Source organism: Providencia sp. 2.29 (assembly GCF_015832305.1).
GTDB lineage: Bacteria > Pseudomonadota > Gammaproteobacteria > Enterobacterales > Enterobacteriaceae > Providencia > Providencia stuartii.
On the sequence record NZ_CP065420.1, the window covers coordinates 4,104,018 to 4,123,254 of the forward strand.

General features: G+C 40.6%; 22 protein-coding genes, 1 tRNA gene and 4 pseudogenes. 20 read left to right on the forward strand and 7 right to left on the reverse strand.

Annotation, left to right across the window (positions count from 1 at the left end):
- The 18 genes and pseudogenes from I3B46_RS19435 to I3B46_RS22585 all read left to right on the forward strand — a co-directional run bounded on the left by I3B46_RS19435 (window position 1) and on the right by I3B46_RS22585 (window position 10,360).
- Window positions 1-777: a fimbria/pilus periplasmic chaperone gene (locus I3B46_RS19435; protein WP_014657445.1), complete on the forward strand. Its 777-nt coding sequence runs from the start codon at window positions 1-3 to the stop codon at window positions 775-777.
- Between the two features lie 47 nt (window positions 778-824).
- Window positions 825-1,433 carry a fimbrial protein gene (locus tag I3B46_RS19440; RefSeq protein WP_014657446.1) on the forward strand — a complete coding sequence of 203 codons (609 nt, stop codon included), beginning with the start codon at window positions 825-827 and terminating at the stop codon, window positions 1,431-1,433.
- Window positions 1,434-1,442: 9 nt separating this feature from the next.
- The gene (locus I3B46_RS19445) at window positions 1,443-1,982 is read left to right on the forward strand and encodes a fimbrial protein (RefSeq protein WP_121875308.1); all 540 of its coding nucleotides are present in this window, start codon (window positions 1,443-1,445) and stop codon (window positions 1,980-1,982) included.
- 15 nt (window positions 1,983-1,997) lie between these two features.
- Complete coding sequence (locus I3B46_RS19450; protein WP_121875307.1) at window positions 1,998-2,495, forward strand: fimbrial protein; 498 nt, start codon at window positions 1,998-2,000, stop codon at window positions 2,493-2,495.
- A gap of 10 nt (window positions 2,496-2,505) precedes the next feature.
- Window positions 2,506-3,003: a fimbrial protein gene (locus I3B46_RS19455; RefSeq protein ID WP_076914444.1), complete on the forward strand. Its 498-nt coding sequence runs from the start codon at window positions 2,506-2,508 to the stop codon at window positions 3,001-3,003.
- A 62-nt stretch (window positions 3,004-3,065) separates the two neighbouring features.
- Window positions 3,066-3,524 carry a fimbrial protein gene (locus I3B46_RS19460; protein WP_231405884.1) on the forward strand — a complete coding sequence of 153 codons (459 nt, stop codon included), beginning with the start codon at window positions 3,066-3,068 and terminating at the stop codon, window positions 3,522-3,524.
- A 24-nt stretch (window positions 3,525-3,548) separates the two neighbouring features.
- Window positions 3,549-4,091: a fimbrial protein gene (locus tag I3B46_RS19465; RefSeq protein WP_121875306.1), complete on the forward strand. Its 543-nt coding sequence runs from the start codon at window positions 3,549-3,551 to the stop codon at window positions 4,089-4,091.
- Window positions 4,092-4,379: 288 nt separating this feature from the next.
- The gene (locus I3B46_RS19470) at window positions 4,380-5,276 is read left to right on the forward strand and encodes a hypothetical protein (protein WP_121875305.1); all 897 of its coding nucleotides are present in this window, start codon (window positions 4,380-4,382) and stop codon (window positions 5,274-5,276) included.
- A 59-nt stretch (window positions 5,277-5,335) separates the two neighbouring features.
- A pseudogene (locus tag I3B46_RS19475) lies at window positions 5,336-5,578 on the forward strand (transposase); the annotation flags it as partial.
- Window positions 5,572-5,655, forward strand: a pseudogene (locus I3B46_RS22795) (IS5/IS1182 family transposase); the annotation flags it as partial. The pseudogenes I3B46_RS19475 and I3B46_RS22795, both read left to right, overlap by 7 nt.
- A pseudogene (locus tag I3B46_RS19480) lies at window positions 5,641-6,201 on the forward strand (type I restriction endonuclease subunit R, EcoR124 family); the annotation flags it as partial. The pseudogenes I3B46_RS22795 and I3B46_RS19480, both read left to right, overlap by 15 nt.
- A gap of 220 nt (window positions 6,202-6,421) precedes the next feature.
- Complete coding sequence (hdeA, locus tag I3B46_RS19485) at window positions 6,422-6,724, forward strand: acid-activated periplasmic chaperone HdeA (RefSeq protein ID WP_014657455.1); 303 nt, start codon at window positions 6,422-6,424, stop codon at window positions 6,722-6,724.
- Between the two features lie 254 nt (window positions 6,725-6,978).
- Entirely contained in the window at window positions 6,979-7,452 is a 474-nt protein-coding gene (locus I3B46_RS19490; protein ID WP_076914431.1) for a nucleoside deaminase, read from the forward strand.
- A 358-nt stretch (window positions 7,453-7,810) separates the two neighbouring features.
- On the forward strand, window positions 7,811-8,119 hold the full coding sequence (locus I3B46_RS22580) for a hypothetical protein (protein WP_121875348.1): 309 nt from the start codon (window positions 7,811-7,813) through the stop codon (window positions 8,117-8,119).
- A gap of 123 nt (window positions 8,120-8,242) precedes the next feature.
- A complete protein-coding gene (locus tag I3B46_RS19500) occupies window positions 8,243-8,617 on the forward strand; it encodes a hypothetical protein (protein WP_014657501.1) in 375 nt (124 codons plus the stop codon).
- 663 nt (window positions 8,618-9,280) lie between these two features.
- Window positions 9,281-9,853 (forward strand): cytochrome b/b6 domain-containing protein, encoded by a 573-nt coding sequence (locus tag I3B46_RS19505; protein ID WP_041705181.1) that lies wholly within the window; start codon window positions 9,281-9,283, stop codon window positions 9,851-9,853.
- Window positions 9,854-9,948: 95 nt separating this feature from the next.
- A pseudogene (locus I3B46_RS19510) lies at window positions 9,949-10,233 on the forward strand (transposase); the annotation flags it as partial.
- Window positions 10,181-10,360, forward strand: a complete 180-nt coding sequence (locus I3B46_RS22585) for an SMI1/KNR4 family protein (protein ID WP_163762181.1) — start codon at window positions 10,181-10,183, stop codon at window positions 10,358-10,360. The pseudogene I3B46_RS19510 and the gene I3B46_RS22585, both read left to right, overlap by 53 nt.
- A 227-nt stretch (window positions 10,361-10,587) precedes the next feature.
- Here the strand turns inward: I3B46_RS22585 and traN are convergent, their stop codons facing one another.
- The 5 genes from traN to I3B46_RS19540 all read right to left on the reverse strand — a co-directional run bounded on the left by traN (window position 10,588) and on the right by I3B46_RS19540 (window position 14,170).
- Window positions 10,588-10,965 (reverse strand): conjugal transfer protein TraN, encoded by a 378-nt coding sequence (gene traN / locus I3B46_RS19520; RefSeq protein ID WP_041705183.1) that lies wholly within the window; start codon window positions 10,963-10,965, stop codon window positions 10,588-10,590.
- Window positions 10,966-11,178: 213 nt separating this feature from the next.
- Complete coding sequence (locus I3B46_RS19525) at window positions 11,179-11,763, reverse strand: antirestriction protein ArdA (protein ID WP_121875103.1); 585 nt, start codon at window positions 11,761-11,763, stop codon at window positions 11,179-11,181.
- Window positions 11,764-12,088: 325 nt separating this feature from the next.
- Window positions 12,089-12,373: a hypothetical protein gene (locus I3B46_RS19530; protein ID WP_121875102.1), complete on the reverse strand. Its 285-nt coding sequence runs from the start codon at window positions 12,371-12,373 to the stop codon at window positions 12,089-12,091.
- Between the two features lie 255 nt (window positions 12,374-12,628).
- On the reverse strand, window positions 12,629-13,897 hold the full coding sequence (locus tag I3B46_RS19535) for a tyrosine-type recombinase/integrase (RefSeq protein WP_121875101.1): 1,269 nt from the start codon (window positions 13,895-13,897) through the stop codon (window positions 12,629-12,631).
- Window positions 13,898-14,085: 188 nt separating this feature from the next.
- Window positions 14,086-14,170, reverse strand: a tRNA-Leu gene (locus I3B46_RS19540).
- A 464-nt stretch (window positions 14,171-14,634) separates the two neighbouring features.
- On the opposite strand from I3B46_RS19540, the gene ampH reads away from it, so the two are divergent.
- Together ampH and I3B46_RS19550 are read left to right on the forward strand one after the other, a co-directional pair.
- A complete protein-coding gene (gene ampH / locus I3B46_RS19545; RefSeq protein ID WP_163762202.1) occupies window positions 14,635-15,861 on the forward strand; it encodes a D-alanyl-D-alanine-carboxypeptidase/endopeptidase AmpH in 1,227 nt (408 codons plus the stop codon).
- A 592-nt stretch (window positions 15,862-16,453) separates the two neighbouring features.
- The gene (locus I3B46_RS19550; protein WP_004915963.1) at window positions 16,454-16,876 is read left to right on the forward strand and encodes a hypothetical protein; all 423 of its coding nucleotides are present in this window, start codon (window positions 16,454-16,456) and stop codon (window positions 16,874-16,876) included.
- A 79-nt stretch (window positions 16,877-16,955) separates the two neighbouring features.
- Here the strand turns inward: I3B46_RS19550 and lptG are convergent, their stop codons facing one another.
- Together lptG and lptF are read right to left on the reverse strand one after the other, a co-directional pair.
- Window positions 16,956-18,032 carry an LPS export ABC transporter permease LptG gene (lptG, locus tag I3B46_RS19555; protein ID WP_004915962.1) on the reverse strand — a complete coding sequence of 359 codons (1,077 nt, stop codon included), beginning with the start codon at window positions 18,030-18,032 and terminating at the stop codon, window positions 16,956-16,958.
- The gene (gene lptF / locus I3B46_RS19560) at window positions 18,032-19,129 is read right to left on the reverse strand and encodes an LPS export ABC transporter permease LptF (protein WP_004915961.1); all 1,098 of its coding nucleotides are present in this window, start codon (window positions 19,127-19,129) and stop codon (window positions 18,032-18,034) included. The genes lptG and lptF overlap by 1 nt, the downstream gene beginning before the upstream one ends.
- Window positions 19,130-19,237: the final 108 nt, after the last annotated feature.

Genomic DNA, 19,237 nt, shown 5'->3' on the forward strand with positions numbered 1-19,237 from the left:
ATGTTACAGAGCAATAAAATCAATAAAAGAAATCATCATCCTATTGCCACTTTTTTGGTTGGAGCGATGTTGATATCTACGACACTGTCTTCCGCACAAGCTGCAATCGCTTTAGATCGCACTCGTGCAATTATGACGGGTGAAGATAAATCCATTAGCTTAAATATCAGTAATGAAAATAAGCAATTACCTTATTTAGCACAAGGTTGGATTGAAAATGCCCAAGGTGAAAAAATCACGGAGCCCTTTACAGTATTACCTCCCGTTCAGCGTGTTGAGCCTGGCGCTAAAAGCCAAGTAAAAATTCAAGCACTGCCGAGTGTCGCGTCACTGCCGCAAGACAGGGAGTCCGTTTATTATTTCAATTTACGTGAAATCCCACCTAAGAGTGATAAACCCAACACACTTCAGTTGGCGTTACAAACGCGAATTAAGTTGTTTTATCGCCCAAAAGCGATTATTCCAACTCGCCAACAGATGGAAAATCCATGGCAAGAAAAAATCACACTTACTCGTCAAGGTGATCAATACAGTGTAGAGAATCCAACGCCATATTTTGTAACGCTTGTTGATGCCGCTTCAGTGAAAGACGGAAAAACAGTTGCGGGATTTGAACCGTTGATGGTTGCTCCTAAAAGCAGTTTGCTCATGGGCGGAAGTGCAAAAGCTTTAGGCAGTAAGCCTGTACTCACATATATCAATGACTACGGTGGGCGACCAACGTTGACATTTACTTGTCAAGATAATCGCTGTCATGTGGTATCAGATAAACAGTAACTTCAAACAAGATGACGTTAAAGCAGATTTCAACGCAGGAGAGCATCATGAAAGAAGCCAATAAGATACCTCATTATATGATGGCGTACGGTTTAGGATTGTGCTTATTCAGTAGCACAGCCCTCAGTACTGAACTTGACAAAGTGGATAACTGGGATGTCGATGGGGCTAATGGCACATTGTATGTACACGGGGCTTTAACGGAAAGTGCTTGCCGATTAGCGATGTCCTCCGCATATCAAACGATTGAACTGGGGACATTAGGCACGGGGCAATTACAGAAAGTCGGTCAAACAGGTACTCCTGTCGCGGTACAACTGCGTTTAGAAGATTGTTTAAGTGGTGAAAGTCGTAATCGTAATAAACTCGGCAACTTATTGTGGAGTCCTGATATGCCTGCGATGAAAATTCGTTTTTTGGCTGCGGCAGACAATCAAAACCCACAATTAGCGGCCGTTACGGGGGCGAAAGGAATTGCATTACAATTGAGTAATGCTTCTTATCATCCTCTTGCAATAGGGCAATACAGTACTCCTGAGCTTGTTTCTCCGGGACAGAATCAATTGACTTATTATGTTACCCCGATCCGCACTACAGCAGGTTTAAGTTCGGGAGCTTATCAGGCAATTATTCGCTTTCAGGTAAGTTATGATTAGGAGTCAACGATGTTATTGATACAGCATGTGACCGTAGGAATTAAAGGCCTTATTGTGTTCAGCGTTCTTTTTTTTAGCACGCTATTGTTTGGAAGTTTATTCTATGTCGTACATGCCGATACTGCAAATCTGAATTTAACGTTGACCATTACGATGCCCCCACAGTGTACGTTTAGTAATAACAGTTCAATACAAATTGTGCGTTTTGGAGAAGTGCAACAAGGATTAATTGATGGGGTGAGTTATAAGCGAACACCGATTGATACCGGATTATCTTGCAGTGCATTAGAAAAAAATGCGTTGAAGATGGGGGTATCATGGGATAATGAGGTAACCTTTAATGGTATTTCTGCTGTCAGTACAAGCCGAACAAATTTAGGTATTGCCATTTATCGGGATTCAACTCCATTAAGAAATGGAGCATCAATTAACTTTACTTACGGTAATCCGCCGAACTTGTATGCGGTACCGATAAAACCTAGCGGTATGATGCTCAGTGATGCGGGATCTTTCACTGGCACAATGACCGTGACGTTAAATTATCAATAAACGCGGGACTATTTCATGAATAATACTCTCTTTGTTAGGTATTTTATCGGCCTACTTTGTTTATTGAGTCCGGTATTATCACGAGCATTGGATGTCTATTTTACAGGAACGCTGGTTGTCACGCCGCCAGAATGTACCGTGAATAGTGGTACGGTGGCAGATGTCAATTTTGGCGATATCCATGAAACACTGATTGACAATAGCAGCTATAAACGTACTCGGATTGATTACACCTTAAATTGTACGAATGTCTATAGCAATGCATTAAAAATGACGGTCAGTTGGATCCCGATTACGCTCAATGGACAAAATGTTATTCGTACTGATCGGACGAATCTCGGGATAGCGGTTTATCAGGATTCGACTCGATTAAGTAATGGTGATGTTGTGAATTTCACTTATGGTAGCAATCAGCCCGCGCTTTATGCGGTGCCAGTAAAACCCTCGGGAACGGTATTAACTGATGGTGGAAATTTTAATGGGACATTAACTTTTGTGGTGGATTACCGTTAAGGAGAACAAGATGAAATTTATTCACCGACAACAAGTGGCGCTCTGCTTTTTTTGTGTCATAAGCTCTCCATTTGCATGGGGGTTAGGGGCAAATCTTTACGGTAATTTAATCGTGACGCCACCTGAATGCATTCTAAATAACAATAATCAAGCGGCGATCCATTTTGGTGATATTTTATTAACGCGCATTGACGGTAATAACTACTTACAAACATTGCCATTGAGTCTATCGTGTACCGGATTAGCAAAAAATAATCTGACATTGACCTTAGAAGGCGACCCTACATTGTTTAATAGCAATGGCGCATTAAAAACAAGCAATGATAAATTAGGCGTTATTTTTTATGTGAACAATATCCAACAACCAATTAATCAGCCGGTGAATATTAATTATACCTCTTTGCCTTCTTTAAAAGCTGCGCCGATTAAAAATATGACGGCAGGCTTTAATGATACAGATGGCGGTAGCTTTACTGCGTTGGCGACATTAAAGGTGAACTATCAATGAAAAAGTTACTGATAAGCGCAAGTCAACGTTATTGCTATTTATGCAGTTTAGGGGGGCTCCTTATGATGATGCCCTTAGCGGTAGAAGCTAATTGGCATTTTGATGGCACGCTAGTACTGCCCCCTGTTTGTGAGTTAGGACAAACTAACCCTATACGTGTTTCTTTTGGAAAGGTGGGGGTGCGTAAAGTGGATGGGAATCTATTTAAACAAGACATTCCGTATCAATTGAATTGTCAAGGTGACTTAAATCAACCATGGAATGTGACATTGACGTTCAGTGGAACTCTGGCGGGTACGGGATTTGATAATGCGACATTACTAACAAGTAGCCCGATGAATAACGGAAAATTAGGCATTCAAATTCAAAAGGACGGGATACCGTTAGAGCTGAATAAGGCGTTTGCCATTGATAGTTCAAATCCACCGAGATTATCGGCGGTTCCGGTTAAGCGTGCTGGAACGGAACTGGTTGGTGATAATTTTTCTGCGACCGGGACATTGACCATCGATTTTCAATGACACGATAAAAAGGAAATGAAAAAAATGCAAATACCATTACATCAATTATGGCCTTTAGTCTTGTCACTGAGTTTAGTGGTTGTGCCGCTTTGTGCGCAGTCGGAAACCGTACAATTTGATGGAACGTTGGTTGAGGACGCTTGCGAAGTATATCCTGGTGATGAAAATATCGAATTAGATTTTGGCACTATTGTAGATAAATATTTGTATTTGAATACTCGAACACACAGTCAGCCATTTACAATTCGGTTAATTAATTGTGATTTAGTGTTGGGGAAAGAAGTTCAAGTGACCTTCAAGGGAACTGAAAGCTTGGCATTACCGGGATTGTTAGCGCTTAATGGTGGGAGTCAAGCGAGTGGCATTGCCATAGGATTAGAAGCTGAAAATGGGACACCAATTTTATTGAATAAAGCTAAAAACTATACTCAGAAATTGCATTCTGGCAACGGTAATAATCTTAATCTGAAAGCTTATGTACAAGGTGAGCCGAATGCCTTATATACTAAAACAGTAGGGCGAGGCGCCTTTGAGGCAACAACAACCTTTATGTTGGAATATGAATAAAACGAATAGGTATGAAACCAAAATTATTTATAGTTTCTTATCCATTTTTTATATTGCTAATGAATTAATGTTTCTTTGGTATATATTTTTAATTTTCTAAGTTAGATAAATAATCTTAACAATGTGAAATGAAAAATTTAATAATGATTTTTAATCATATAAGGAAAAAATCACTAAAACTTATGAAGTTTAAACTTTTGAATCAATATTTTGACTGTTATGAATTAATTGGAATTGCTAGATAAATTGCTATCTATAAAAAATTACATTTAATATGGAGGCTGTAATATGAAGAATGTTTATATTAAATTATTATATGGACTTTTGTTGTTTGCTTGGGGGGGGGGGGCAATGAGTACAAGCCTATATTATCAAAATGGCGGAGGAGGAGGTAGTCGGCCTTATATTATCCCCCATGGCTCTATTTCTTACTCTGATATTGATTGGGGAAGAACTTTACTCAATAGCTCAACATATCAGGGAGGATATACAATATCAGCAGCGGCCCTAGCTAATGGGAACTTTTTTTGGTATTACTCAACTTCTATGAGAAATCAATGGTGTCCTGTAGGAACAAATTTTTCATGTGTGGGAACATCTTCATCTTGTTCTGCAGGTGAGCGCTTAACAGCACAAAATCAAGCTATTGATTGGATAAACTCTATTATGTCACAACAACCAAAACTCGAACAGGATATATATTACGACCATCCTGCGGAGGAAGTAACAAAGACTAGTTGGGAGTGTCGTGATCGTACAAGTCCTAATAATTGGGTCTTTATTGAAATGCCAATATCTGTTGAGGTTTTACCTGAAACACCTGTAGATAAATCTGTCTGTAGTTTAAATAGTCAAAATTTAAATTTAAATTATTCATCAACGAATTTAAATATTGATGGATTAACACAAAATACGAATTTAAATATCTCGTGTACTGCAGGTAATGCCCAAAATTACCAATTAAAATTAACAGGAAGTAATGTTGTAAATGGACTGTTAAATTTTGGTAATAACGTTTCAGCACAAGTTTCTTTGAATGGAACTCCAGTTCTAGCTAATGGCCAGGGAATTCAATTAAATAGCTTAACTAGCCAAACTATTTCCGTAAGTGCTACGTTAAGTGGTAATGCATCAGTATCTGGTGTTAGTAAAGCGACAGGAATATTAGTATTAGAAGCGTTATAAGAACCTATCCCAAAAGGAATTGTCAGATAATACATAATGATAATTTCTGAGGGCGAAGTGTGGTGGGCAACAAGTGGCAGATCAGTGATGGACTCTGGGAGAAAATGGCTCCTCTCATCCCGGAGCATAGAACTCAACACCCGCTGGGTACGCATCGCAAGTGGGTTGATAATCGCGCTGCAGTGGATGCCATTTTCTTCGTACTCAGGACGGGTTGCCAGTGGAATGCGCTAAATGCCACCGGTATATGCTCGTCAAGCTCTGCTCATCGCCGATTTCAGGAGTGGCGGGATGCTGGGTTGTAGAGAGAACATACAGTTGGATGAATCGCTATCGTCGTGTCCTGACTTGTTGGGAGAAGAAGGTCGAGAATTGGCTACGCCGTGATAAAGAAGGGCAGGACAAAGATAAGTCAACAGTAGACTGGGGCTATGTCGTTTTTGAAGTTGATTTGCTTAAATCTCAAGAAATAAATCTCGATTACATTCTTGAACTGATTTTTGAACATAATAAGAAGAACAAGAGTAAAGAAGGTTTGATTGAAGATGTCCGCCGTATGATCCGCGGTAGCCTGGGCAATAGAGCGAAAGAGAGCTTAGTGGTTGATTTTATTCATCAGACAAATCTAGATGAGTTCAATGACAAAGCTAGCATTATTGATGCCTTCTTTAAGTTCGCTCAGGCGGAGCAGAAGCGCGAAGCCGATGCCATTATTGTCTCTGAAAAGCTCAATGAAGAAGCAGCCAAACGTTATATGACCTCATCACTCAAGCGAGAGTATGCCTCTGAAAATGGCACTGCGCTTAATGAAGCATTACCTAAGCTCATCCCTTTGAATCCACAGTACCGAACGCAGAAGCAAACAGTTTTTCAGAAAATCGCCGCTTTTGTTGAAAAATTCAAAGGTGTGGGTGGTCAATTATAAGCTGAACTCCATGGTATAATTAGTGCCAATTATCTGTAAGCGTTGATGATTTTAATGTGATTGTTTGTGGATAATCAACGTCGTGGTTGACAACATATTGCGTTATTCAATGTACAACGCTGATTATAAGGTCATCTAATTTAGAGAGCTTTCTTTTTTAAAAAATCAGTTATACTAAAACGGATACTTGAGAGATTCTACTATAGATGAGGTGACATTTATGAATAAAGCTCTATTTGCCGGTATTATTACAATGTCTTTAATGGCAACTTCCGCTTTCGCAACAACGGACACTAAACCTGTATCGCAATGGAAGTGTGAAGACTTTTTGGTCATCGATGACAACTTTTATCCAACCGCCATTGGTGCTGCAGAGATTGTGACACAAAAAGGAAAAGTAGAAGACTCCACTTTAAATATTAGTGGTATCGAAACGGCAACTCCCCTGATTGTCGATGCGTGTAAAAAAGCCCCTAAAGAGTCATTTATTCAAAAAGTCGAAGAATATTTGAAAAAATGGTGAGGTAAAAAGCGCTGGGGTAATCAGACAGTAAAAATAAATAATTAGATGATATAAGTGAATTATTTTTCAAGGATTGAGCTTTGTTTTAGGCTTAATCCTTTTATTTTATAGCAATAAGAGTCCAATAAGGGCAAAAAACGATTATCCTATCGATTAAAAAATCTGTCAATTATCCTAAAATAATGCTAACAGACAATTACCAATCAGTAATAAATCTTGAAATAAGCAAAATGAACTCATAAAGGAAGTGATATATGGAAAAACAGCGTGAGCTAGATATACAATTTATGGCACAGGCACTTGAGTTAGCCGCTGAGGCAACAAAGAAAGGTAATGAGCCCTTTGGTGCCGTACTCGTTAAAGACAATCAAGTCGTAATGACAGGTGAAAATCACATACACACTGAAAGTGACCCAACCTATCATGCAGAGCTAGGCCTTATTCGCCAGTATTGTTCTGAGCATAAAATCATGAATTTATCTGAGTACACGCTGTATACCAGTTGTGAGCCCTGTTGTATGTGCTCCGGTGCGATGGTATGGAGTCAATTAGGTCGGATGGTTTATAGCCTTTCTCATGATGAGCTAGCTGAGATTGCGGGGTTTAACATCATGTTAGGCAGTGGTGAGATTTTCGCTAAAAGCCCTTTTAAGCCAGAGGTGACTCACGGTGTTTTAAAAGAGAAGGCAATGTTAATTTATACGCAATATTTTCAACCGACGACTTAACATCAAACGTCGTTCAACAATGAAAATATCGGTTAAGTTGACTAATAAGATAACGAGTCACGATGACATGGTTAGCAGGTAACTAATGACATTAATTAAATTACCTGAAAAAACGGGCTTTGCTCTGCGTCATGCGCCGCCGGAACAATAAGCCCCTATAAAAGAGTTGGTGACCAACCAAAAGGTTTCCGGGTCTAAATCTAGTTTTTGGTTAGGTATAAGTGTTGCGTTATCTACCGTATTAGTTGGAGTTATCTTTCTGTGGACAAAATCTGAAGTGCCAGATTTCAATGAATTGAAGCAGCCCATAGATGACCGTTGAGCTGCTATAAGCATTATGAATGCTTCCGGTGAGTCAATGATAGAAATTGACAACTTAACAGGCTCTAATGGTAATGATGCCAAAACCGATGATAAAAAAAGTATTCATGAATGGGTAGAAGTTAACGTTGATGAAGCGGTACCAACTCGGGCGGGGGGTTACACAAGCAAGGGGCTATTGCAACCAGCCAAGCAAAAAGCTTGGTTGGGACATATCAGGTCGTGTGCGGAGTTGTCAAAGAGGTTAAAGCCTTTTCTAAAGGGACTTACCTTAATTTTGAATACCCATCCCCGAACACAACGTTTAGGGCTGTTGTTTGAGACTCAGACGCAGACAATGTATTAAGATACGGTGAGCAGTTCCAACACTTTTTAAATCAAAGACTCTGTATCTCAGGTGATATCACTTCATTTAATGGCCAGCCTCAGATAATCGTAAAATACAATAATCAAATTGAGATATTCTAAAATGAAAAACTTAGCATTAGTCGGAACCTTATGTCTTTCTTTAATGGCACTACCAACTCAAGTCAGGGCCAATGAACAAAGGATTGAATCATACCGTGCCGCTTTGCATGTTGGTGAGACAGTAATGGCTTGTGGAGTCGTGGCCCAAGTGCACAAGGGTAGAAAGGCGACTTACCTAAATCTAGATAAGCCATACCCGAACCAATCGTTAGCAATTTTAATTTGGGATGATAACCTGAAAGGCTTTGAGAACCGCTTTGGTCAACTGACTAGATTTAATGAGCAAAAAGTCTGTGTGCGAGGAAAAATCACGGAATACAAAAATAGCTTGCAGATGCAGGTTTCTAATCCTCAATTTCTTCGTTTAATGAAGTAACATGTAAAAATACACACTCCAGTCAGAATGCCGTTTCAAACTGGCAGCGAATGTTGCCAGTCTCTTTCTACTTGTCGACTAAGTGGATCACAATTCGAGTTTAAAACTAAGGCGCTTTTATCCCAAGAATAGTCGGCGCTCCTTGTTATATTACTCAAGGTGCATTAACTCAGCAACGGTCTTTATCAGTAACAAGTAGTGTTACCATAATCGTCCGTATATGACGAGATACCATCACTGTAAGTAGTGTTTCCATAATCGTCGTTATATGCTGACAATCCATTTGAGCATGATGTATTACCGTAATCATCACTGTAACAGGAAGTCGCATTGACCTGCATAGACGCTGCTAGAAATGAGAGTACAATTATTTTCTTCATTGTTGATGCCTTTCTGACTGATTAGTTAATGTACTTATACTAAGAACCTATCTCAATAGGAATTTATTCCAGACAATGGTACCAATATTGCAACGCCCAGGAAAAACTAATTGGTATTGGCCTATAAATACAACAATCTTAAAATGATAATTGTAATTAACTTGTAGATGTGAACTGTATTTCATCTAAAATATTCTACAGTTAGGGCTTAAAGCCATAACTAAGTGAGTTATAAGCAATTAAACTGTATTCGTGTGAATAATCATAAAAAGGGTGAAGCATTGTGGGCATATTTAAATCGATTTGGGATTTTTTTGGTCTTTATCAGACTAAAAGAATAAGAATTTTACATATGTTAATTCTACTCTTAGTGATATCGCAAATCATTGTTAGTAATTGGATGACGGGTACTAAGTCAGCAGTTATTCCATTTTTTGAAGAGACTTATTTATTTACTTGGATTCATATCGTTTCAGGCTTTGTGCTTTTTTTCTTAACGTTATTTTTAGTCGTGTTATGTTTTCACCAGAGAGGGTTTAGATATTTTTATCCCTATCTCTGGGGGGATTTTAAGCAAATCAAAGAAGATATAAACTCTCTTTTAGCTAAAAAGCTACCAGACAGCTCACCTAAAGGGCTTGCCGCGACAGTTCAAGGGCTAGGGTTAGGTGCTTTATCAATTGTTATTTTGTCTGGTATTGCATGGTTTTTTCTATGGTTACAGCAGTCTCCATTTGCTTTAGAGGCTAGAAGTATTCATAAATCACTCACAATTTTAATTGAGATTTATATTTATGGTCACGGTGGTTTAGGGATTATTCATTTTATAATTTGGAAAAAAAGTAAAAATAAATAGGTTTGCTTGATACCTCATTGGCAATATGGGTGATTAGAACCTATCCCAAAAGGAATTGTCAGATAATACATAATGATAATTTATGAGGGCAAAGCATGGTGGGGAACAAGTGGCAAATCAGTGATGAACTCTGGGAGAAAATGGCTCCACTGATTCCGGAGCATAAAACTCAACACCCGCTGGGTACGCACCGCAAGCGGGTTGATAATCGCGCTGCAATGAACGCCATTTTCTTCGTACTCAGGACGGGTTGCCAGTGGAATGCGCTAAATGCCACCGGTATATGCTCGTCAAGCTCTGCTCATCGCCGATTTCAGGAGTGGCGGGATGCTGGCGTATTTGAACGCTTCTGGCAAAACGGGTTGCTTACTTGCGATAGATAATTTCGGCAACTACATTTGCTTTAACAAGGAAAATGATACGGTCGTCTTTCTGGATTTTGAGACAGGAGAAACAGAGCTGATCGACAATACGTTTTCTGATTTCTTACTCAAAATCAATAGGTAATATAAAAGAAACTTAAAGCGAGAATATTAGTAGAAATAAAGGGCCAAACTGGTCACTTAATTGGCTTATTAAAGCGACCAGTTTGCAATATTTTTCTACTTCTTATAGGAGCAATCAGTTATTCCCCGAAATTTCTTCCGTCGCCTCCTGACGCAGTTTCTGGGCATCCATTCCGTTTAGCCGTTCAATGGCTCTGTCTGCGGCACTTTGACGGTTTCCATCCACGTTTAGCGTACTTCCTGAGCCAGTGACGGTACTTCGGGTAGGTTGCCCGTGATCGACAAAATAGGTATCCATTCATCCAGATTGACTTGGCTCCAATCTACCTGATTTAACTGACTCGCGGTCAAACCTTCACAGTTTGGTGACTTCACACTGCCCCAACCAAGACCCAATTGCGGACGCACTTGAATGATCCGTGAAAGTGGCGAAGTAAAGCAGCAATATGACTGCCGTTTTTCAACACAGGCACCTAAGAACTTAGACTTGCGGTTAGAGCCTACATAATGGCAACTCTTCAATACCCGCTTAGCGTTCATTTCAAACTCACTCAGCTCACATTTCCAGATAAGTTGAATGAGGATCATGGTGACTGAATAAATCATGTAGGCCGTCAGATAAGTATCCATTTAATAGTTTGAATTAAATAAAAAAAGAATACCATAATAGCCATCTTTACGGATATCCGTAAAGATGGCTTAAAATAGAGTTTAGTTTGATTAATGTTCTAGCTTATGGATGTCATTGGGGTACCACGACATTCTTTATTTCCCGCCTTAAGGGATGAAAGCGGTTTGACTCTCATGTTGTTGTCCTATCTATCCCCCCGTATGATAAACATATCCTCCACTGTGAAAAATCCCCCCTTGTTCAAGACAAACATCACGTCCATAGCGTTCATAGTCAAAGTAATGGGATAAATGCCCCAGTTGTGCTAAATCATAACAACCACTTTCTTCTATCCAGTAATAACCTAAATCATATTCATTATTGACCCCCGCTAATTGCTGGAAAGAATCTAAATTATCCGCTAAATGAATTAAATCATGGATTGAACTCGTTGAAGAACCGATTTCAATAGCTGCCTGATAAAGGTCAACTTCATCAGGCGATAACATGGCTAATTGCGTGGCTAACTCGTTCAACTCATCTAAAAGACTGTATTCTGAAATGTAAGAAGAAAGGCCATCAATTGAAGATTCATAGTCCGTCAAGAAATACTCTTCATACTGAATACCATCAATGCCAATCCGCATTAAACAGTGTTCGATCTCTTTTGAGGTTGCTGGAAGCTCAAGCCACTCACCAATCAGCTCTCCTTCGTTATATTTACCTAAATTTGTAATAAAAACAGAAATCATCCCCGATTTTCGGCATGGGGAAGCCGTCGCAGTTATATGCATATTCGTGTCCTATTATTGATGTATTGTGATTTAATTAATGGCGATATTTTGATAAAGGGAGCTATTTCCCTTTAGAAGATGATATTGATATAAAAAGCCAATCAGCTGAAAAACAGGCAACTCGCTTTAAAAATGATTAATGACGGTTTAGAGCAGGATAATGAGTTGCCTTACAATCCCGATAACATGTTATGCTTTCTATCATGATCTCAATTTGCGCGGGTTAAAACGAAAAAAGCCCCTGTCCAATAAACTAGGGGCAGTTCAGACTCACAGACTCCTAAGAGATGAAACCCCATCAGGGGTTTCCGTTAACTTATGGCTATCAATCAAACGTGTATTCACACTCGATACATTCATAACGATCAAATACCACGCCATCTAAAGCTGAACCACTCACAGCCCCAGCAGTAGCTCCAGCTACTAAACGTCCAAATAGAGCGCCTACCGCAGCACCAGCAATCGTCCCTACAACAGGAACAGCAGAGCCGATAGACGCTCCAGCTAGTACGCCTGATACGCCACCAGCAACAGCTCCGGTCTTTTTCCCGATATGACGTTCACGAATGCGAGTTGAATCGCAGGCCGGGCAACGAATGTAATTTTCCATGATAATTTCCTTTTATTTTGATTAAAAAGCAAAAAAGCCCCTGTCCGCGAGGACAGAGGCTTTCAGTGATAAAGCTTCTTTATTGAATGAGATGTATTACGATAAATCGTGGTGAGTTATCATGCGTTTTGACGATGAAAATTCCCATGAAGAATATTTCCCCCATTTCTCAATGAATCGATATAGTCGGCATACTACCGTAGTATTCGACTCCTCGTATTGAAAATGGATCTCCTATATGACATGGCTAAAGTTTTAGTGATTCATTGGATTATTCAACTTTGCAAAGTCGAATGGCGAAATAGTTTGTTCCAGATTAGCATCCAAATAATCCGCCCACCATTGCACCATTAATCGGCGTTCATCAATATGTTCTGCCTTATGAATATAAGCAGCCCTCACTGAGTTACGCTCTTGGTGGCTCATTTGCCTTTCTACTGCATCTTTCGACCACAGCCCTGACTCAATCAACGAACTACATGCCATCGTTCTGAAACCATGACCACACACTTCTGTCTTAGTATCATAACCCATCACACGTAATGCGTTGTTAACCGTGTTTTCACTCATTGGCTTTCTTGGATTATGATCACCGATAAAGATCAGTTCATTGTTACCGCTGAATTGGTAGATCTGTTTTAAGATCTCAATGGCTTGTCGGCTTAAAGGGACTAAATGAGTAGTACGCATTTTTGATCCACGATGAGAGTATTTAACCCCTTCGATCGCTTCTCGTTCAGCAGGGATCGTCCACATGGCATTGTCAAAATCGATTTCATCCCAACGGGCGAAACGCAATTCACTGGAACGAATAAAAACTAACAAGGTGAGTTTGACTGCAAGTTTAGTTAAAGGTCTTCCCTTATAATCATCGATACGTTGTAATAACTCGGGTAGACGTTTGAGCTCTAAAGCGGCTCTATGGACTCGTTTACCAGTGGCAACTGCACCTGCCATATCTTGAGCTGGGTTATAGTCGATTAAACCGCTTTGTACTGCGTAACGCATTATCGCCGTCACACGTTGTTGTAAACGAGCTGCCACCTCAAGACGTCCAGACACCTCTACGGCTTTAATCGGTTCGAGGAGATCGCGAGTTTTCAGTTCGACAATATTGCGTTTACCAAGAGTTGCAAAGATATTGTCCTCAAGGCTTTTGAGGACTCGGTTACTATGACCTTCTGACCATTTCTTATTGGTCGCGTGCCAATCACGAGCAACCTTTTCGAAGGTATTAAATTCTTTTTGTTGCTCTTCTTTAACTTCCTTACGCTTTTCACTGGGATCAAAACCATTAGCAATTAACTTTCTGGCGGCATCTCTTTTCTCTCTGGCTTCTGCGAGTGAAATATCAGGATAAACACCCAGCGCTAACATTTTTTGCTTACCGCCAAAGCGATACTGTAAACGCCAATATTTTGAGCCGTTGGTATGTACCATCAAGTGCATACCATCACCATCGGTCAATTTATACGATTTATCCAAAGGCTTGGCAGCCCTGACTTTAGCATCAGTAAGAGCCATGATTTATCTCCTTCTGTTGGTACAAACTATTATCGAATCGAGAGATACCAACACATATACCAACAGCTGGTACTTGATGTGGGTTGACCTTAGTATACTTGAGAAGACTGAAAAGTGGGGAAAAGCCTTGTAAAACTGGGATTTCAGATACAAAAAAAGACGTCAGTTGACGTCCATTGATGTTCTTATGGTGCCGAAGGCCGGACTCGAACCGGCACACCCGAAGGCGGTTGATTTTGAATCAACTGCGTCTACCAATTCCGCCACTCCGGCACGAAGTGATGTGTTTCTTGGAAAACGTGGCTATTATACTTGCCTTGTCTCGACTAGCAACATTTATCTTGATTATTCAGTTTGTTCGATTAAAAAAAAAGCATGTTGCTTAATATCTCCCTGATTGATATACCGTCCTGCTTTCTAAAATTGAATAACTACTCTCTCTATTAGCCATTTAATGCTTTTTGCTTAATGATCAGCCTAGACATATGTTACTTTAGTCAAATATTTGATTTAATCATTTGCTTCATCAAGGCTGCTGGCGACTTCATACGATTTTTGCTAGCGTATGCACATTGTTGAATTAGTAAAGGTATTTATACATGGGTTTTATAGGCTGGATAGCGACTGGCGTAGTTATTGGCATCCTAATAGGTGCATTAATGAAGGTCTTCGCTAAGAAAAAATAACCTTGGTCTGCTCGACCATCTGCAAAATTACCTATCGGCTGGCTCCTAAACATGAAGAGATCGTTTCTAAAAATTCTGTCAGTGTCTGCATTGTCTCTCGCATTAGCAGCTTGCTCAACGACGACAGAAAAACAACCTAAGTTTTTACAAGGCAATAATGACGCTGAGTCGAATGACTGGCGAGTGTTTGAAGGCGATAGAAGAACCTATGAGCGGGTTGCGAAGATTGTCGATCTGTATGCAAATCGCATTTTTAACGAAAGCGATGCTCGGGGCATGGCAATCATTGTTATTGATAATAACCAAACACTATCACGCTATTATGGGGAAACCGCCCCCGGAAATGGTAAAAAACCGGGCCCTCATTCGCTAGTTAGGATTGCCTCTATCACTAAGTTAATGACCAGTGAAATCTTAATTAAGCTGGAGCAGGATAAAAAATTACTGATAACGGATCCTCTACAACAATACAGTTATCATGGCGTCACTGTACCTGATAATAGTAGTGGCCACCCTATCCGTTTATACCATTTAGCAAGCCATACCAGCGGATTACCACGTGAGCAGCCGGGGGGGAAATGGGGTAGACCTGTTTTTATTTGGCCAACGCAGGATAATCGTTGGAACTGGCTAAAAAATGGTAAACTCGATGCGACACCGGGAACCGAAGCTGCTTACTCAAACCTTGCTTATGATCTGCTTGCTGATGCAATGGTTAAAGCATCGGGGCAGTCCTATCCACAGTTGTTCAGTCGTTATGTAACTTCTCCAGCCAAAATGACCGAAACAACCTATACGCCTAACGCCTCTCAATGCGCAAGGTTGATGGAAGGCACTAAGCCAAGCCCATGCCATAACACGTTAGCGGCGGCAGGAAGCGGTGGTGTCTATTCTACGCCTGCGGATATGCAAAAGTGGATGCAGCAATTTTTATCGACGGATAAAAACCTAAGAAAAGCCACAGCAGCACGTGAGCAAGGTATTTACTTCCCAAGAGAAAAATTACTTGATGTCAAAGGCATGGATGTTGCAGGTCATGCGGATGGTATTGGCCTTGGCTGGGTTTATATGAAGCCACAAAATGGTCGGCCGGGGATTTATCAGAAAACGGGTGGTGGAGGTGGGTTTAATAGCTATATGGCGATGATCCCACAACAAAATATCGGCGTTTTTGTGGTGATGACCCGCAAAGACAGCAGTAAGTTTAGTAAGTTAACCGAGGGGGTTAATGATATGGTGGCCGCTCTATCGGCTAACCATGCGTATGGAAAACATTGAAAGCGTACCGCCGACGCAATGAATGCACTGGCGAGTTATGCCCCAACCCTAAGACACTATTTTATTCAACTTGTTGCCCTTAAATTAGCAATGGGTTGATAAATAACCATTTGTTGTCATTGCTAAACAGCAAATTTTCTCAACTGTTACCGAGCGATTTTGGTCGGTAACAGTCCTTGCAGCGCTAAAAAAGCCAGATGCGCTTAACTTTTATCCTTTGTTATCGCCAACCATAATGTATTGAATGCACGGCGAGTGATACTAACTCTAAATGCCCTTAAATTAGCAATAGGTTGATAAATAACTGCGTGTTGTCATTGCCAAACAGCAAATTTTCTCGACTATTACCGAGCGATTTTGGTCGGTAACAGTGCTTACCCGCTTAATTTTTATCCTTTGTGATCACGATAATAACCAGTAAGAACCTATTTAATAGAGTGACAGCACGCATCACGGCACAAATCTTTTTATATTATATTGATGGCTTATTAATACTGTTCTTACTGTATAACTATCAATCATTGGTTTTTGCAAGCACCAAGACATATTCATCGCAATACTAGTGACATAAACAATTCAAGGAGAGAATTTTATGTCATCAATTATTATTAAAACGCATGGTGAGAAAGGGTTGCTGCAAATGCGAGATGGCACTTTTGCGAAAGTGACTAACGCCAATTGCCATGCGCTGCTAGCGGATAAAATTAAAGGCATAAAACAGAGCCCTTCGCTTATAAAACTATGTAGTTGTCATAGTGCTGAAGGGGGGCGATTCTCAAATGCACAAGTCATGGCCAATCAATTAAAACTCCCTGTAATGGGGTTTTATGGCATCACGCACGAGAATATCGTGAAAGCAGCTACTGGCAATAAAAAAGCACACCCTATTTTCCATCCTCAAGAAAATAAATTAAATGCCAAAATAAGTGAGCTAGGTAATCGATTTATTGGTAACTTACTCAAAATTAGAATTTTTATTACTCATCCAACTCTCCCTGAGCCTTTCAAGTATTGATTGGTTTAATACAAATAAATAAGCCACCGCATTATTCAATACGATGGCTTATTGGAATATTATCGATTTTAAAATTGGCTTACTTACGTTTCACCAGCAAGACAATACTGACCCCAAGGAATAGGACGCTTGGTAGTAACGCCGCAATAATAGGCGGTATGGAGTAGACCAAACTCCACTTACCAAACCCTTCATTTAGGACATAAAACAGGAAGCCACCAACAATCCCAGAGACGACACGTACCCCCATCGGTACAGTACGTAATGGACCGAAGATAAATGAAACGGCCATAAACATCATCACTGCTGCGGATAGAGGCGCTAAGATCTTTTTCCACATACTCAATTCATAGACTGCGGCTACCTGCCCACTCTCTTTTAAGTAAGCGATATATTGATAAAGCCCGCGAATCGAAAGGGAGTCTGCACTCAAGGAAACGATACCGAGTTTTTCGGGTGTCAGGTTCGTTTTCCACTCATAAGTTAAGCGCTGGGAGCCCGTAATTTTTTTCTCACTACTTAAAATAGACTCATCAACTTGAGACAACACCCACAATTGATTGTCTTTGTCATAAGCGCCGCTTGAAGCAAACATCACCGATGTTAACTTATGCTGCTCATTAAAGCGGTAGATAGACACTTCTTGAATCGATGTGGTATCAGAGACGCGTTGAATATGAATAAAATCAGGGCCATCTTTCGCCCACATCCCTTCATCTGTCACAACTAATGAGTTACCCACAATTTTTTCTGCGCGATAATTTCTCGCCCATTGATCTGCGCTTGGGGCAACCCATTCGCCAATCAACATCGCCACAATAACCAGAGGGATCGCTGTTTTCATCACGGACAGTGCAATTTGCAAGCGTGTAAAGCCAGAAGCTTGCATAACCACCAGCTCACTACGTGATGCTAAAGCACCTAACCCTAGTAACGCTCCGAGCAGCGCCGCCATCGGAAAGAAAATATCGATATCTTTTGGGATCGTTAATAACGTAAATACCCCAGCGCCTAGGGTCGTATATTCACCATCACCAACTTTACGTAGTTGCTCGACAAATTTGATGATCCCTGAAAGGGACACCAACATAAACAAGGTCATTAAAATAGAGTTGAGGATGGTTCGTCCAATGTACCTGTCTAAAACACCAAACATCAGGCAGCCCCTCTATTAAATTTGACGCGTAAACGGCGCATTGGCACGGTATTCCATACGTTTAGGATAATCGCTAAAGCCAGATACCCTAAGTTAACTGCCCACATTGCATATTTCGGATCGACATCCCCTTTTTCTGCGCTATTACGCAATGTACTTTGTAATAGGAAGAAAATAAGATACAGCAACATGGCTGGCAGCATGCTCAATACCCGCCCTTGACGAGGGTTCACTTCACTCAGCGGCACTACCATTAATGCCATCACCACCACCGAGAAGACAATCGTCAAACGCCAATGGAATTCTGCATTGGAATCAAAGTCATTCGCCTTCCATAACTGAAGCATATTTTTTTGTTCGACTCTATCATTGCGGGCATCACTTGGTTTGTGATCAATAACCGCCTGATAATTTTTAAAGTCGGTGATGCGGAAATCACGTAATAATGCCGTTCCTTCGTAGCGAGTTCCTTCATCCAATACCACAATTTGTCGGCCATCGGCATCTTCTCGCATATAGCCACTATCGGCGACCACTACCGATGGGCGCTGTTCATTAGTGGCGCGCAATTGTGCTAAGAAGACATTTTTAAAGTCATTACCTTTGACGTCGCCAATATACAATACGATGTTTCTATCTTTGGTGGTTTTGAATTGCCCTTCCACCATGGCAGCTAGCCCAGGGTTAGCTTTAGCGTCTGCCAGCACCTGTTCTTGATATTGCGACGACCAAGGAAGCATCCACGCAATATTGCCTATTGCGACCAATGCGGTCAACGTTGCAAGCACCAGAGCGGCCTTAACCAGAACGCTTTTCCCGAGTCCGCATGCATGCATCACCGTAATTTCACTTTCGGTGTACAGTTTGCTGTATGTCATCAGTAGCCCAAGAAATAGGCTTAAAGGGAGGATCAATTGCGCCATTTCAGGCACGCCCAATCCCAGTAACGGTAATACTAAATCTGAAGGAATATTTCCCTGAACAGCAGCCCCGAGAATATCGATGGACTTCTGACTAAAAAAAATCAACATTAGCACAAAAAGGATAGCTAGCTGACTTTTCAGGGTCTCCCGTACCAAATATCTAATAATGATCACGCTTATACGCCTGTGAAAACTTGTCTTTTGGGTGGAAAATGGCTAAGTTCGTTCAATATCTACCATTTGTTAACATATACTCTGGCTCATTGTATGACTAGAATGATA